Here is a 14,510-nt window from a genome sequence, read left to right as displayed (position 1 = left end):
TCTTCAGACTGTCGGCTATAATCATCGTATCAGGTAGTTAAAGTGTAGGGTACCGCCAGACTAAGATTTTACACCAACGCAAAACTGAAAACGATCAATGGGACCCATCCACACGAAGCGAATCGCAGTGGGAATTTTGTAGTTTTATACATGATTTTAACCAACCCTGATCAGCCAGTACCGATTTACTCATTAACCCAGGACCCCATCCTTAGAGGCAACTTATTTAGTATGGCTCGTATAGATGGGATGATGACTCATCAGTCGGAACTACTGGTACCGCATCGAAAGGATTATTTTCTTCTGGTTTTTGTACGCCGAGGCAATAGCCGCCATTGGGTGGATATGGCACCTTATGTTACCCAGAATAATACGTTTTACGTGTTTGCTCCCAACCAACTAACCGTAAAAGAAGAGCCTAAGCCCATGTGGGCCATAGGGCTGGCGTTTACCCGCGAGTTCCTTGCCTTGCAGGAGAGCGCATCCCTGAACAAACTGCCGCTGATTCAGAATCCTCATAATGCACACGAAATACAACTGTCGAACAACGATGTGCGCTTTATCGAGGAAATACTGGAAAAGATGTACACCGAGTATACTCTTCCTGGCGACTGGCAACGACGCATGTTGACTGCATACCTGACCGTGTTACTGACTTATTTGAGTCGACTCTATACTGAACAGTTTGAAAATGATTCACTTGCGGTCGACAAATTGCTACTGAAGAAATATCAGACGACCATTGATGAACATTTTCATCAGCTACACCAGGTAAGCGACTATGCTGCTTTACTTCACGTATCGGCCGGCTATTTAAGTGAGGTAGTGAAAGCCCAAAGTGGTCGGTCAGCCATTACCCATATCCATGAACGACTGGTGCTGGAAGCCAGACGGATGCTGTTTCACACGAACCATTCATTAAAGGAAATTGCGTTTGACCTTGGCTTTTCAGATGCTTCGTATTTCAGCCGCTTCTTTAAACGTGAAACGAACATGACCCCTGCCGAGTACCGGGCCAACACCCGTGAAATGTACCAGTAATGCCGAAGAATGTGTGTCAGCTGCCTGGATAGAGCATAGTAGTTTTGCCCTTACATAAACAGATGAAACATGAAAACAGTATTAATTACCGGTGCCAACAAAAGCATCGGTTTCGAAACGGCTCGGCAGTTATTACAAAAAGGATACTACGTTTACCTGGGAAGCCGCGATCAACAAAAAGGGCAGCAGGCAGTCGATCAACTAAAGTCGGAAGGGTTTGACAACGTTGAACCCCTCACTATTGATGTTGACAGCCTCGACTCTATAAAAGCCGCGCGGGAAGTATTGGGGCAGAAAACCAGTACGCTCGATGTACTGATCAACAATGCCGGTATTAGTGGCGGCTTTCCGCAAACGGCTCTCGACACCGATATTCGGGTGTTCAAAGACGTGTTTGAAACCAATTTATTTGGGGTAATTGAAACCACCCAGGCCTTTATTGACCTTCTGAAGCAATCTCAGGAACCAAGAATCGTCAATGTTACCTCCGGCTTAGGCTCCCTAACGCTACACAATGATCCTACCTGGAAATATTATCCCGTAAAAGGAGCCTGCTACACAGCTTCCAAAGCTGCCTTGAACGCCTATACCATTGTTTTGGCTTATGAATTGCGTGAAACAGCGTTTAAGGTCAATGTAGTTGATCCGGGTTATACTGCAACGGATTTTAACCATCACAGTGGTCCAGGAACCGTAGTCGATGCTGCCGCTCGACTGGTGAAGGCGGCTACCCTTGGTCCCGATGGGCCAACGAGTCAGTTTTTCAGTGATGATAATGCGCCCGATACTGGAATCAGTCCCTGGTAGAATTTCTGACTTGTAAGTTCTTTTAAGGTGTACTGCTTCAATGTGTCAGCTCGGTGGTGGTACACCTTGGAGGACCTTTTTAGAGAGCGTAAAAACCGCCCTATTAAAAGAAAATCAGGGCAATTGTTTTAGTTTAATGGCAACGGATGGCAGTTGACAGCAATTAAAAATCGTAGCCAATTTTTCAACTGATGGTCCCGGCCAATTACCTAACTATTCTCAACCTTTTTTCGTAACCATGAGTTTACCCAACTCTTTAAACATAGTAAGCTAACGCTAAAACTCAAGGTTATGAAAAAGGTACTAATAATGGGCGTCGTGTTACTGACTTCCCTCGGTAGTGTTTGGGCACAGTCGGCTACGAACACAAAAAATCCAAATCCCAATACAAACGGAACGACGGCTAATAGTGGCGTAGGTAACGCGACCAATGGATCTGCCTCACCAACAGGCGCTAGTACAGCATCGGGCCAAGGGGCAGTAGGAATAGACAATGGTACTTCGTACGGTATGCAACCAACGGGACCTGCTACTTCAACCGCAGTATCTGACTCATCAAAGCGAAGGAATCGAAAAACCAAGCGTAGTAAGACTAATTAAATGAATAGAACAGCTAATGATCCAGAAAAGTCTTCCTTTTTGGACCATTAGCTGTCCTGATTTTTATCATGCTTTACCCCGGCTACGACAGTGCAGCTCTATATTGTACAACAGCTTTCGGTTTGTACCTGATAAATTGTTGAAGGAGTTGGCCAATGACCTGAGAACGATTTATCAAGTACCCGATGGGGAGCAAGGCTTAAAAAGCCTGTTAATCGTGCAGGAAAAATGGTGTAGGGAGTGGTTAGTTGAGGTTCTGTTTAAGCAAACCCTTATTTGTTGGCAGGAGGTCGTTCTAATGCAAATTTTCTGGTTAAGCCACCGCTTTTTCTGGATTAATTGCTTTGTTCTTATGGACTTTCCCATTCAAAAACAGGCCAATGAAGGTTCCTCTTATCAGGTAGTAATAACTTACTAGACAAAGGATACTGGTAGCGGAAAAGGTAATGGCGAACTTTAAGAAAGCAGAGATTGGATAATCGAAAAGCAACCCAACTATAAGATAGATAAGCGGCAGATGTATGATATAAACCCAGTAAGACGCATCCATCAAATAACTTAACCGGGGCGAATAACGATTGAAATACGTCAGAAAAAGGGCCAGTAAACCAAATACGAATAAGGGCGTGTATAAAGCGGAAAGAGCTATTTTCAGCGTAAGGGTATCATCCGTTAAGGGCCATTGTATAATACCCTGTGCTAAAAAAAGGAGAGTGGCAGCAACTAACTGGCTAATTGAGTATCGCGTCAGTTTGGGCAGGCTGTTGGTTGTAAAGATCAGCCAGCCTAACCCAAAGAAGAAGAGATACGTTGTAAATACCGATGGAATAACAACCCATCCGACACTGGTCAACAGATAAGGGCTTCGCTGCCAGTAAAGACAAAGAAAAAACAGGACGCCCACGCAAGAATACGTACCCAGAAATTTTGAATGATGATAGTAGTCAGTCGCCTAACGGTTTCCGTATACGTTTCTGCTTTTTGGAATACCATTACTAGTAGCCATCCTATACCTGCATATAGGGCCAGAAAATAGATAAACCATAAGTGGTCCACTTGAAAGGGAAGGAATTTGCCAGTAGTGAGAGCCTTCCAGCCAGTCTGGAGGGGAAAAAGGGCATGCGAAAGTTTCGCTCCAGAATAGGTAATAACGAATGTCTCCAGCGGACCAAGGATCAACGTAAAGACCAATAACGGAAGTACAATTCGTTTGAAGCGGTTGATCAGCATTGCCCTGGGGCCTTTTTTATAGAGTAACAAGGCACAAAAAAAACCGGATGCGACAAAAAACACGGGCATACGAAAGCAATGAATGAAGCCACAGGTCAAGTCAAAAAGCAGGCTATTGGCTGAGTCCGGGAGTGGCCATAGCTCATTTTTGGTAACGATATACGCAGCGGAACCGTGAAGAACAATACCAAGCAGCATCATGATACTCCGTAAGGCATCGAGCGCATAAACCCGTTCGCTCGTTTGCAGGTCAGTCGTTTCCATTGAGATAGAATGTAAAATAGGTCGGTTGGAAGTGAGAACAGATCAATTGGATCATTTACTAACAAACTCATCGTCGCTGATACCGGTGTTAACCTGATAGCTCTCTATTTTCAGGGTACCATTTCCGGGCGTAAGCAGGAACGGAAACTTGATGCCCTTAACCTCCCGATAGTCGCTGTAAAGAGTCACATCGGGATTAAAAGGGGAAGACCAGGGTTATATAATTTTACTTTTAAACCTGTCTGGATATCGTAATAGGTGCTCCAGGTGCTGCCGTCAGGCATGGTGTGGGTGAGTTTGTAGGCTTCTTTACTATTTACGGCTTCCCGGCCAGCGAAGGCGGTCTTTACGCCCTGATCGGCTAAATACAGCTCGGGCATTATGAGCATAGTCAAAACCAGGCGATCCACCGCCGAACGATCGATGGGCACTTTACTCGTTCCCAGAGTTACAGCTATATCCTTGCCATTACTGATAAGCTTAAACGCAGTCTACCCTTTGTCGGTCTTGGCTGTGACCGTCACGTTCAAAGGGGCTTTGTATTGGGAAACGGTTGGTAAAGAAATCCCATTGGATATAGAGGCTGCTTTGTAAGTGAAATCCTTAAGGTTTAGGAGAGCCTTTTCCCTCCAAGGGCTTTGAAGTAGGCATTGAGCACCTCATCGGCAGTCGGCAGGTTTTGGGCGTTAGTTGTCGTGGCTATCGTGAAAATAGAAAGTAAGAGTAGCGTAATGACTCGAGTTTTCATGGCTTGCTTTAAGGTGAGATGAATTGGTTTCGAAAAAGTTTTCTCCGCAAAATCAGGAATAGGCTCGTCTGTTTTGGACAGAACAAAGGTCGCTTGGACAACTACGTTAAGCTGTCATTTTTAGGTAAAAAGCTGCTAATTTTAAGTAATGAATTAGGTTTACCTGGTGTTGCCAAATGCCTTAGATAGGTAACTGAACCGTGAAGGTAGCTCCCCGTCCTTCCTGACTATCTACGAGTAAATCCCCCGCATGCCCTTTCGTAACAATGTCATAACTTAAACTCAGGCCTAACCCAGTTCCCTCTCCCGGCGGCTTGGTGGTAAAAAAAGGCTGGAACAGTTTGTCTTTAATTGGCTCCTGAATACCGGGGCCGTTATCCTTAACTCGGAGGGCCACATAACCATTTTGAGCGTAGCTACTTACTTCAAGCATGGGTTGGTAACCATTGGTTTGCTGCTTTTCCCATTGCCGAATGGCATAAAAGGCATTGTTGTATAGATTTAATAATACCCGGCCAATATCCTGACTATCCAGTTGAATGGCAGGAATAGTTGGGTCAAATGAGGTGACTAGCTGACAAGTGAACAAATTATCTTTAGCTCGCTGATTCTGATACGCTAATCGTAGGTAATCATTCGCCAGTTTATTGAGATCAGTAAGCTGGCGTTCTCCATTACTTACCCGCGAGTGTTCCAGCATCCCTTTGACAATACTGCTGGCTCGGTTACCATGATGGTTAATCTTTTGCATATTATGCCGAAGGTCGCCTAGAATGGCATCGGAATAAGCTTTTTCGGATTCGGGCAGCAACTGTAAGGGGCCTTCCTGAAGTTCATCGACTAATTCGGTACTGACCGCAGAGAAGTTGTTAACGAAGTTCAATGGGTTCTGGATTTCATGGGCTATGCCAGCGGTCAGTTCGCCTAAGCTGGCCAGTTTCTCTTTTTGGATCAATTGCGCCTGAGAAGCTTTGAGTTCGGCGGTACGCTGTTCAACTTTTTCCTCCAGCACTCGGTTCTGGGTTTCGATGAGGGTTTGGTTCTCCTGAGTTAACCGGAGTTGCTCCAGAATGGCTTCATCCTGCTTCTTTTTCAGCTGATTGATTTTGTAGGTAAGCCCTAGCAAGAAGAAAATAATCTCTAAAATTAGACCAATCGATGCACCATTCTGATTCCAGAACATAAACGGAAATACGCCGTATAAGCTCAGTACGAATAGACCGGTACATATAAGAACCGATATACTACCCAGAGCATAAAATAATCCTGGCCTATAACCTTTGATGGCAACGGTAATCCCAGCCAGCGTCCCAAAAAAAGTTAAAGGAAACGCAGTTGTGATGCCTAAATAATCTTGTAAGTGATGACCCTGTTGTTGACGCAATAGATACATACTAAATACACCGGCTGTGGCTATGGCAACCACTACAGCTAGTGCTACACCGCCCCGGTACAACCAGGGCGCCCGTTGCCTGAGTTGTAAAAACGAAAGTATAAACCCTATCTGGAAGAGAACACTGATGCCAGTATGTACGCCATGGTTGTCCTTGAGTGCGATCACCCAGTTGCCGGGTAATTCAAGCAGTGTTCCATTTGAGCTAATCCCAATAGACGTCGTAACAACAGTCGATAGGGCATACAATATATTATCGCGATCCCCAAGCCTGATACCTAGCAGCAGACTATAAATGACAATGATGAAAATGAACCCATAAAAAAGGCCGTTGAGCAGGTCCTGGAAATGGATCTCTTTGGTGAGCCTTTGCGCCGACATAATACCGATGTGAAGATCAGGTATACTCATGTTGGGGACAAAAAAGTACAGAGTACGGGTTTGCCCCTGCCGAAGCTGTAGTGGAAGGATTGACCGGCTTCGTTGAAATAAGTCCTGGTTGGAAGTGCCATGAAAATCAATCTGACAACTATCTATCAACTGATTGTTGGCTATTTCATAAACCTGAACCAAATCACTCGCGTAATAACAACGCAGGAAGTAGTTGTCGAGGGTGGGGTTGATCAGATCAACTTTGAACCAATAGGAGTGCTTGTTGTCGGATTGGAAAGGCCTTTGTTTAAGAGTAGAAAAGCGATACGTATCCGGGTGGTGTAGTAGGGAATCTAGCGTAATTTTTTGTCCCGGCTCAATGGGGAGGGCAGCGCAGTTCTCAAAAATGAGATAGGTTTGATTCGGGTTGTTCAGAACTACGGATTGAGCCTGAATAGTATTCACAAATAAGAAGAGGAAGTAGGTGGATAATAAGGGTTTCATATACGGTAGGTTGGTAAAAGCAAATATAAGTAATTGTACCTATCTTATACACCCGCATTATTAATTTCTAGTGATCGCTTCCTATGATAAATAACAGTCTTTATATGAGTATTTTATAATTAATCTAAAGATAAAGACTTCCTGGTTTTCTTTTCCTTTATCTCTCAATTCCTTATATAATCTGTAGGCGTTTGATGGTAAAAATCCTTAAAAACTTTAGCAAAATACGAGGGCGACTCAAAACCCACCAGATACGTCGTTTCGGATGCATTGTGACCCGCTTTGAGTAGATCAATCGCTTTGCGAAGTCGATACTGACGAATGACTTCATTCGGTGAAAGTTGTATAAGCGTTTGTACTTTCAGGTAAAGCGTCTTTTTACTAACGGCCAGTTGCTTAGCCAACCAGTCGATATTTAACGAGGAATCATCTAAGCGTTCCTCAATCAGTTGGTACAACCGACGAAGAAATTGATCCTGTACGGTTGCCAATGGGGATAATGTGCCAGGCTGAGCAAACTGCTGACGGTATTGATCCCGCAGTTTCTGTTGACGATTCAGCAAATTGCGCAGCCTTAATCGGAGTGCACCCACATTAAATGGTTTGGTTACGTATTCATCAGCTCCGTATTCGAACCCTTTCCGTCGACTATCGGATTCGATGCTGGCCGTTAATAGGATGACAGCAATATGATCGGTTACCGGGTCATTTCGGATCTGTTCAATGAGCGCATAGCCATCCATTCGCGGCATCATCAGATCGGCTATTATGACATCGGGTAGTTCTTCTTTTGCCAACAACCAGCCTTCATAGCCATTGGCCGCCGAACGAATTCGATACGTAGCCGCTAGTTCAGCCACGATAAACTCGCGCATCTCTGTATTATCCTCAACCACCAGAATCAAGGGCAAGTGTTCCTGAGGCCCGGAATCAATAGCCTGAGCAGCAGCATACATGAAGTCAATTTGTGTCGTGGGCGCAACTGGTGGGTTGGTCTCCCGATAATTTCCCATTTGCTGAATGGGTAGTTCTACCAAAAAATGAGTTCCTGATGGTTGGTCAGCCCCTTCTACCTGGCTTCGAACACTGATCGTACCGCCCAATCGCGAGGTAAGGCTATAGACTAAGGCTAACCCGATGCCGGTTCCCTCATACACCGGGTTCGCGAGCTGTCGGCCTGGTCAAAGCGGTTAAAAATATAAGGTAGTTTATCGGCCGGGATACCAATGCCGGTATCGTCATCGACCAGTAGAATTTTGGTTTTCATCATTAGATAAACTTACGTTACATCGTATTTACCGAGCAAAAATACTCAGCTTACTAAGTGAAGCAATTGAAAATGAAGGGGATTGAGGACGAGATTGTTACTTTGCAAAAGATAGCTATTAGCCAAAAAACAGCCTATCTATATCTTTTCGAAAATCAATTGGACCTTTTTACTGAACAACTATTGAGTACAAACAGATAGCAGTTGATAGCCATTACTAAGATCTACGCTAATTGTTACATATGTTTTTATTAATGCACTAGATTGCAGTTTCTTGCTTTTTGATCCACCACACATACGTAATAAGAATCCTACTGAGGAACTAACAATCGAATGAACGCCTTTGGCAAACGGGTACGGATGATTGCTAAGGAAGTCATTTTTTACTCATTTAAGCAGTTTGATTAGAAAGTTGTAATGCTCATACGTAAGTAAAGCAATTACTAAATCTAGGCATGTGGTAACGTTAGGTCAAATTCGGCACCCTGCCCATCGCGCCTTTCTACGGTTAGTGTTCCTCCGTACCCTTTCGTGATAATGTCGTAACGTAAACTTAGCCCCAAATCTGTACTGACCTCAGAAAAGTTGGTAACGAAGTTGAGTGAATTCTGCATTTCGTGAGCAATACCTGCCGTCAGTTCGCTCAGGGTGATATCCGCCAGCTTGTTGGCCTCTTCCAACTGGACAAAATCTTCATGCCAAGCATAAGCCGTCGAAAAAGAATCCGCCCGCAGTTGCACAATGCTAAATTAGGGATTAACTATAAATCTCAAAAAAGCTCCTAACTGAGACTAATGAATTTTCCTGTATCTGTGCCAATAAATGAGCGTTTTAACAGACGGTCTATTTCAATAACTGTCAATTACTATCCGTAGCATACGTCCTTCACGTACACTAACCACTTTTACGAATGAAGCCACTCAGGTCTATCTTCATGACGAACCAAACACAATCCATGCTTAGGCTTCTGCTACTGGCTCTGGTCCTATGTCCGTTCTGGGCTTTTTCCCAGACTGTTTTCTACGTTTCACTCAACGGTAGCGATACTAATCCGGGATCGAGGACGAAGCCTTTTGCTTCAATAGATAAGGCCTTGGTGGCAGCCCGCCGAACTGCCGGCCCCGTGTCGATCCGGTTATTTGGCGGAACCTATCATCTGACTCAGCTCATCCGGTTTACGGCTGCCGATTCCCGGAAAGCTAACGAGCCATTGGCGCTAACCTCTACTGACAACCAGCCAGTGACCCTGAGCGGTGGAGCCGTATTGACGAATCTGCATTGGAAAGAGGGCTCTAACGGAATCTGGCAGACACCAATTGCGCAGGATCTGATCTTTGATGAGTTGATTGTCAACGGGCAACGCCAGCGCATGGCCCGCTATCCCAACTACGACCCTTCGGCCCGGTTTCTGGGAGGAACAGCTGCCGATGCGGTCAGTGCGGAACGGGCGGCTCGATGGAAATCGCCAGACGGGGGCTACGTCCATGCTTTGCATCGAGCCGAGTGGGGTGATTTTCATTACCAAATTACCGGGAAGAATGATAAAGGAGAACCGACGCTCGAAGGTGGCTGGCAGAATAACCGCCGAATGGGAATGCACGTCCGACACCGGTTTGTGGAGAACGTTTTGGAAGAACTGGATACGACTAACGAGTGGTACTACGATAAAAAGGCTAAAATTCTGTTTTTCAAGCCGCCGAAAGGGCTTGCCCTTAAAGCCGCCACCTTCGAAACCCCGCAACTTACTCATTTAGTCGAGTTTACCGGTACGGAAGCCAATCCGGTAAAAAACATTCACCTGTCTGGCCTGACGCTCACGCAAACCATTCGCACCTTCATGCAGAACCGGGAGCCACTATTACGGAGTGACTGGACCATTTACCGGGGCGGAGCCGTGCTGTATGAGGGAGCCATGAATTGCAGCCTAGCCAACTGTACACTTTATAACCTGGGTAATAATGCGGTCTTTTTCAACAATTTCAACCGAGACTGTCAGGTATCGGGATGCCTGATTCGGGAAATCGGGGCTAGTGCCATCTGTTTTGTCGGCGACCCCAAGGCCGTTCGTTCGCCGAGCTTTGAGTACAATCAGTTTGTCCCGCTGGCTCAGATTGACCGAACGCCCGGTCCTAAAACGACCAATTACCCAGCCGACTGCAAGGTGTACGATAACCTGATGTTCGATCTGGGGTATGTTGAAAAACAATCGGCAGGGGTGGAATTATCCATGTGCCAAGGCATTACGGTGAGCCATAACACGATTTACGACCTACCCCGCGCAGGCATCAACGTAAGCGAAGGAACCTGGGGTGGTCACATCATCGAATACAACGACGTATTCAACACCGTAAAGGAAAGCGGTGATCACGGTTCGTTCAATTCCTGGGGCCGGGATCGCTACTGGCATCCAAACAAACGGGTACTCGACTCTATTGTGGCAACGAATTACGATCTGGCCCTGCTCGATGTCGTGAAACCCATTATCCTCCGGTACAATCGGATGCGGTGCGATCACGGCTGGGACATCGATCTGGATGATGGGTCAAGCAATTACCTCATCTACAACAACTTGTGCCTGAATGGGGGTCTAAAGCTCCGCGAGGGCGTCGGGCGGGTGGTAGAAAACAACATCATGATTAACAATACGTTTCATCCCCATGTGTGGTTCAAAAACAGCCATGACGTATTCCGCCATAACATCGTAACCACCGGATATCTACCCATTGGCATCACCAACTGGGGCCAGGAAATCGATCACAATATTTTTCCCGATTCGGTAGCCTTGGCCCAGGCGCGACAACGCGGAACAGACCAGCATTCCGTGTACGGTGATCCTCAGTTCATCGATCTCGGAAAGGGTGACTTTCGGGTAAAAGACGGTTCGATTGCGCTGGCCGCCGGGTTCAAAAACTTTCCGATGGACAGCTTTGGCGTAGTTTCTCCCCGCTTGAAAAAGCTCGCTAAACCAGTGCCGCAGCCAACCCTCATTAAACTGGACAAAGTTGGTGACACCGAATCGATCCAGTTTATGAGAGCAACGGTCAAGAATTTGACGACACTGGAGGAACGGTCGGCAACGGGGATGGACGAAGCGCGGGGAGTACTGGTGGTATGTGTGCCTATCGGTGCTGAAGCGGCAAAGTTCCTCCAGGTCAATGACGTTATTCTATCATTCAATGACAAAAAAATTAATACGCTACGAGACCTCTTCGAGGCACGTCTTCTGGTGATCGGGTCAAGCACCAACGTAGTTGTTTTTCGTAATCAAAAGGAATTAAAACAAGAAATTGAATTACATGAAAAACGATAGCTTAGACTTGGTAGAGCCTCTGAAAGCCATCTATTACAAGCGTTTCTGCAAGACAGTGGAACTGAAGAATGATGCCGGACTGATCGACGCCTACAAAAAAGTCCTTGCTCCTGGAGCGGGATGGCCCGAAATCGCCCAGGGAATGAAGGAGGTTGGGATTATGACCATGGAACTTTACCTGTTGGGGACCACACTGTTTATGATTATGGATATCGTAGCCGACTTTGATCTCGTCCGGGCTATGACCGAACTAGCCAGCAAACCCCGCCAGAACGAATGGGAAGCCCATATAGCGCAATTTCATGATATCACAACGGTGGCCACCGCTAACCAGAAATGGCAGCTGGTTGTCATGCAAACCCACTAAGGCTTTGGGAGTCAACGATTGGGCGATACAAAAAGCCAAAACCTATGGTGCGATTTTAGTTGATCTGGATCGACATTAACCTATTGATTTACTTGAAGGCAGAACCGCCGAAGGTCTGCGGGATTGGCTGAGAGCCCATCCCGGCGTAGAGGTGATTACTCGGGATTGTTCAGGCGAATATGCATGGGGCGCTCGTGAGGGAGCACCACAGGCCCAGCAAGTTGCCGACCGATGGCATTTGCTACAAAACCTAGAGCAAGTGGTAGGGCTAAGACCAATGGTTATCAACGACTTCGTAATCTACCCACTTCAGAGATGAACTCATCGGCACAAAAAACCACTGAGCGATTGGCTTACATTATGCAGGATTATTCGCAAAATGAACTGGAGGCTCGTCACAACAGTCGGGAAAGACGACTGGCTTATTAGCAGAAAGTACAACAATTACATCAGGCGGGCTGGTCCATTTGGCAGATCAGTCGAGAAGTAAATTTGAATCGGACTACGGTGCGCCGGTATGCCTTCGCCGAATCGTTTCCAGAGCGTATCCGGCGTCCCACGGGCCGTAGCATGTTTAACCCCTTACTTGCCTTAGCTGGAACGGTGTTACCAAGAGGGGGGGTGCCATAATGCCCACAGTTATGGCGGGAGATTTGTCAACAAGGCTATCCTGGTTCAGATAGTCGACCCACTAAGTGGCTCAGTCGACGCCGGACCCAAGATGCACCTTTGACTAAAAATTAGCTAGCAACAGACTCCTCTTTGTCTAAACAATTGCTTGTTACTGCCCCCAAGCCGCCGGTTGAACTTCCCTCCACACAACAACTTGCTTGGCTGATGGTGCGCCCAGTCTCCCTTTTAGAAGAGGTTGACCGGCAACTTCTAACTCATATCTGTCAAGATCCCACCATTAACCAAGTTTATGAATTAGCTAAGGAGTTTGCTGTTATGGTTCGCAGCCATCATGTGGAGGCATTAGACGATTGGTTGTTTCGTTGTAAGACCTCTTCGGCCGCGTTGTTGCAACAGTTTGGGTTGCGACTTCACCAGGACTATGCTGCTGTTCAGGCGGCCCTAGCTACGGAATGGAGCAATGGCCAAACTGAGGGGCAAGTGACCAGAGTCAAGCTTATCAAGCGTCAGATGTATGGGCGAGCCAAGCTGGATTTATTACGCCAACGAGTCTGTACCGAGACTGAGCCACACAAAGTGCGTAAGAGCCAGTTTATTGGGAGGAGGTCAGGGTGTCAACTGTATCAGATATCCTTAGCGTTGATTTATATGCTAGTCCAGCGACCAAACTGTACTTCTTCAGACCGGGAGTTGGCGAGTTTGCGCATGGAGTGAGATTGTCGGGTTTTGATTCCCTCGGTAAATTTATGAAGTGCGTTAGCTAATCGCTTGTCGGGTATGGGCATACCGCAAAAGTAAACTCATAAGATGTGTATACACTCTAGGTGAAGACACGGAAAGAAGATAAGAGATTCCTCCTGACCTCGGAATGAAAAATAAGTTTAAACCAAAAAACGCCCGATACTCACTAGTATCGGGCGTTTTTTGTATAGCTTTAAAAAAAGGAGTTCTAAAGCAATCTCTTGATCAATTGCTCAACGGAAATTCCTTCGGCTTCTGCTTTAAAGTTGCGGACAACCCGATGGCGCAGAATTGGTAACGCTACCGCCCGAACATCTTCAATATCGGGGGAGTATTTGCCCGAAAGTAATGCATTACACTTAGCTGCCAGAATAAGCGATTGCGAGGCCCGTGGACCTGCGCCCCACTCTAAATATTGATTCGCATCAGAAGATGCCATTTCGGTATTGGGACGTGTTTTATGGACAAGCTTAACCGCGTATTCAACCACGTTGTCAACTACAGGCACTCGGCGAACCAGTTGCTGGAACTCCCGAATTTCTTCGCCCGTAACTACGCGCTGAACCTCGTATTTACGATCAGAGGTAGTACTTTTTACGATATCAACTTCTGATTGGTAAGACGGATAATCCAGGTAGATATTGAACATGAACCGGTCTAACTGTGCTTCGGGGAGCGGATACGTACCTTCCTGCTCAATGGGGTTTTGGGTAGCCAGCACGAAAAAGGGGCGTCCCAGATTGTATTTTTGACCCGCAATCGTTACCGAATATTCCTGCATCGCTTCCAACAGAGCAGCCTGCGTTTTAGGCGGAGTCCGGTTGATTTCATCGGCTAGAATAATGTTGGCAAAAATAGGGCCTTTGATAAATTTGAAATTGCGCTCCTGATCAAGTGTTTCTGAGCCCAGAATATCCGAAGGCATTAAGTCGGGCGTGAACTGAATTCGATTGAAGTCCAGATCCAGCGCCCCAGCAATTGTCTGGATCAGCAGCGTTTTGGCCAGCCCTGGCACACCTACTAACAAACAATGTCCCTGGCAAAAAATAGCCGTCAACAACAGCCGAACGGTTTCGTCCTGACCAATTACGACTTTCGAGATTTCGCTTTTGAGTTTTTGGTAAGAGTTGCTAAGGGCTTCTGCAGCCGCGACGTCTGATGAGTAAGGCACAGTAAATCAGGTTAATTATGAATGAGCGAATGAGTGAATGACTGAATGAGTGAATAGCTGAC

The 14,510-nt window shown here is 46.2% G+C and carries 17 protein-coding genes and 2 pseudogenes; 9 read left to right on the top strand and 10 right to left on the bottom strand.

Annotation, left to right across the window (positions count from 1 at the left end; translation table 11 throughout):
• The first annotated feature begins 231 nt into the window (after positions 1–231).
• The 3 genes from H3H32_RS18660 to H3H32_RS18650 all read left to right on the top strand — a co-directional run bounded on the left by H3H32_RS18660 (position 232) and on the right by H3H32_RS18650 (position 2,448).
• Complete coding sequence (locus H3H32_RS18660) at positions 232–1,041, top strand: helix-turn-helix transcriptional regulator (RefSeq protein WP_240543813.1); 810 nt, start codon at positions 232–234, stop codon at positions 1,039–1,041.
• 69 nt (positions 1,042–1,110) lie between these two features.
• The gene (locus tag H3H32_RS18655) at positions 1,111–1,848 is read left to right on the top strand and encodes an SDR family oxidoreductase (protein WP_182464156.1); all 738 of its coding nucleotides are present in this window, start codon (positions 1,111–1,113) and stop codon (positions 1,846–1,848) included.
• Between the two features lie 291 nt (positions 1,849–2,139).
• Positions 2,140–2,448: a hypothetical protein gene (locus H3H32_RS18650; protein WP_182464155.1), complete on the top strand. Its 309-nt coding sequence runs from the start codon at positions 2,140–2,142 to the stop codon at positions 2,446–2,448.
• 313 nt (positions 2,449–2,761) lie between these two features.
• Here H3H32_RS18650 and H3H32_RS37885 read toward each other — a convergent pair whose 3' ends face one another.
• The 4 genes from H3H32_RS37885 to H3H32_RS18630 are packed head-to-tail and all read right to left on the bottom strand — an operon-like array spanning position 2,762 to position 4,322.
• Positions 2,762–3,301, bottom strand: coding sequence for an acyltransferase family protein (locus H3H32_RS37885; protein WP_374191832.1), 540 nt, complete (start codon positions 3,299–3,301; stop codon positions 2,762–2,764).
• Positions 3,298–3,942 carry an acyltransferase family protein gene (locus H3H32_RS37880; RefSeq protein ID WP_182464153.1) on the bottom strand — a complete coding sequence of 215 codons (645 nt, stop codon included), beginning with the start codon at positions 3,940–3,942 and terminating at the stop codon, positions 3,298–3,300. The genes H3H32_RS37885 and H3H32_RS37880 overlap by 4 nt, the downstream gene beginning before the upstream one ends.
• Positions 3,943–3,993: 51 nt before the next feature.
• Complete coding sequence (locus H3H32_RS18635) at positions 3,994–4,131, bottom strand: hypothetical protein (RefSeq protein WP_182464152.1); 138 nt, start codon at positions 4,129–4,131, stop codon at positions 3,994–3,996.
• Positions 4,128–4,322: a hypothetical protein gene (locus H3H32_RS18630; protein ID WP_182464151.1), complete on the bottom strand. Its 195-nt coding sequence runs from the start codon at positions 4,320–4,322 to the stop codon at positions 4,128–4,130. Before H3H32_RS18630 ends, H3H32_RS18635 begins: the two co-directional genes overlap by 4 nt.
• 1 nt (position 4,323) lies before the next feature.
• Here H3H32_RS18630 and H3H32_RS18625 point away from each other — a divergent pair, with 1 nt between their 5' ends.
• Positions 4,324–4,536 (top strand): hypothetical protein, encoded by a 213-nt coding sequence (locus H3H32_RS18625; protein WP_182464150.1) that lies wholly within the window; start codon positions 4,324–4,326, stop codon positions 4,534–4,536.
• A 16-nt stretch (positions 4,537–4,552) separates the two neighbouring features.
• On the opposite strand, the gene H3H32_RS18620 is transcribed toward H3H32_RS18625, so the two are convergent.
• The 5 genes from H3H32_RS18620 to H3H32_RS18605 form a co-directional block, all read right to left on the bottom strand.
• Positions 4,553–4,690 carry a hypothetical protein gene (locus H3H32_RS18620; RefSeq protein WP_182464149.1) on the bottom strand — a complete coding sequence of 46 codons (138 nt, stop codon included), beginning with the start codon at positions 4,688–4,690 and terminating at the stop codon, positions 4,553–4,555.
• A gap of 181 nt (positions 4,691–4,871) precedes the next feature.
• Positions 4,872–6,959: a sensor histidine kinase gene (locus H3H32_RS18615; protein WP_182464148.1), complete on the bottom strand. Its 2,088-nt coding sequence runs from the start codon at positions 6,957–6,959 to the stop codon at positions 4,872–4,874.
• Positions 6,960–7,123: 164 nt separating this feature from the next.
• Positions 7,124–8,116 (bottom strand): response regulator, encoded by a 993-nt coding sequence (locus H3H32_RS18610; protein ID WP_240543812.1) that lies wholly within the window; start codon positions 8,114–8,116, stop codon positions 7,124–7,126.
• Positions 8,089–8,229, bottom strand: a complete 141-nt coding sequence (locus H3H32_RS37545) for an ATP-binding protein (RefSeq protein WP_240543811.1) — start codon at positions 8,227–8,229, stop codon at positions 8,089–8,091. The genes H3H32_RS18610 and H3H32_RS37545 overlap by 28 nt, the downstream gene beginning before the upstream one ends.
• A 446-nt stretch (positions 8,230–8,675) precedes the next feature.
• Positions 8,676–8,966, bottom strand: coding sequence for a hypothetical protein (locus tag H3H32_RS18605; RefSeq protein ID WP_182464147.1), 291 nt, complete (start codon positions 8,964–8,966; stop codon positions 8,676–8,678).
• Positions 8,967–9,136: 170 nt separating this feature from the next.
• Here H3H32_RS18605 and H3H32_RS18600 point away from each other — a divergent pair, with 170 nt between their 5' ends.
• From H3H32_RS18600 to H3H32_RS18580, 5 genes and pseudogenes are all read left to right on the top strand, one after another.
• Positions 9,137–11,536, top strand: coding sequence for a PDZ domain-containing protein (locus tag H3H32_RS18600; protein ID WP_240543810.1), 2,400 nt, complete (start codon positions 9,137–9,139; stop codon positions 11,534–11,536).
• The gene (locus H3H32_RS18595) at positions 11,523–11,903 is read left to right on the top strand and encodes an L-rhamnose mutarotase (RefSeq protein ID WP_182464146.1); all 381 of its coding nucleotides are present in this window, start codon (positions 11,523–11,525) and stop codon (positions 11,901–11,903) included. The genes H3H32_RS18600 and H3H32_RS18595 overlap by 14 nt, the downstream gene beginning before the upstream one ends.
• Positions 11,902–12,168, top strand: a pseudogene (locus H3H32_RS18590) (transposase); the annotation flags it as partial. The gene H3H32_RS18595 and the pseudogene H3H32_RS18590, both read left to right, overlap by 2 nt.
• Complete coding sequence (locus H3H32_RS18585) at positions 12,135–12,332, top strand: hypothetical protein (protein WP_182464145.1); 198 nt, start codon at positions 12,135–12,137, stop codon at positions 12,330–12,332. The pseudogene H3H32_RS18590 and the gene H3H32_RS18585, both read left to right, overlap by 34 nt.
• A gap of 408 nt (positions 12,333–12,740) precedes the next feature.
• Positions 12,741–13,088: pseudogene (locus tag H3H32_RS18580) on the top strand (transposase); the annotation flags it as partial.
• Positions 13,089–13,485: 397 nt separating this feature from the next.
• Here the strand turns inward: H3H32_RS18580 and H3H32_RS18575 are convergent.
• Positions 13,486–14,448 carry an AAA family ATPase gene (locus H3H32_RS18575; RefSeq protein WP_182464143.1) on the bottom strand — a complete coding sequence of 321 codons (963 nt, stop codon included), beginning with the start codon at positions 14,446–14,448 and terminating at the stop codon, positions 13,486–13,488.
• Positions 14,449–14,510 lie beyond the last annotated feature (62 nt).

This window comes from Spirosoma foliorum, assembly GCF_014117325.1.
GTDB classification, from domain to species: Bacteria; Bacteroidota; Bacteroidia; order Cytophagales; family Spirosomataceae; genus Spirosoma; species Spirosoma foliorum.
This window is presented reverse-complemented; position numbering and strand designations above follow the sequence as displayed.

Bases quoted from the DNA above. Each gene is read 5' to 3' on its own strand.
- H3H32_RS37880 (WP_182464153.1), bottom strand. From the start codon at position 3,942: ATGGAAACGACTGACCTGCAAACGAGCGAACGGGTTTATGCGCTCGAT.
- H3H32_RS18585 (WP_182464145.1), top strand. From the start codon at position 12,135: ATGGCATTTGCTACAAAACCTAGAGCAAGTGGTAGGGCTAAGACCAAT.
- H3H32_RS18630 (WP_182464151.1), bottom strand. From the start codon at position 4,322: ATGCCCGAGCTGTATTTAGCCGATCAGGGCGTAAAGACCGCCTTCGCT.
- H3H32_RS18620 (WP_182464149.1), bottom strand. From the start codon at position 4,690: ATGAAAACTCGAGTCATTACGCTACTCTTACTTTCTATTTTCACGATA.
- H3H32_RS18615 (WP_182464148.1), bottom strand. From the start codon at position 6,959: ATGAAACCCTTATTATCCACCTACTTCCTCTTCTTATTTGTGAATACT.
- H3H32_RS37545 (WP_240543811.1), bottom strand. From the start codon at position 8,229: ATGATGAAAACCAAAATTCTACTGGTCGATGACGATACCGGCATTGGT.
- H3H32_RS18625 (WP_182464150.1), top strand. From the start codon at position 4,324: ATGAGCATAGTCAAAACCAGGCGATCCACCGCCGAACGATCGATGGGC.
- H3H32_RS18595 (WP_182464146.1), top strand. From the start codon at position 11,523: ATGAAAAACGATAGCTTAGACTTGGTAGAGCCTCTGAAAGCCATCTAT.
- H3H32_RS18650 (WP_182464155.1), top strand. From the start codon at position 2,140: ATGAAAAAGGTACTAATAATGGGCGTCGTGTTACTGACTTCCCTCGGT.
- H3H32_RS18600 (WP_240543810.1), top strand. From the start codon at position 9,137: ATGAAGCCACTCAGGTCTATCTTCATGACGAACCAAACACAATCCATG.
- H3H32_RS18660 (WP_240543813.1), top strand. From the start codon at position 232: ATGGCTCGTATAGATGGGATGATGACTCATCAGTCGGAACTACTGGTA.
- H3H32_RS18655 (WP_182464156.1), top strand. From the start codon at position 1,111: ATGAAAACAGTATTAATTACCGGTGCCAACAAAAGCATCGGTTTCGAA.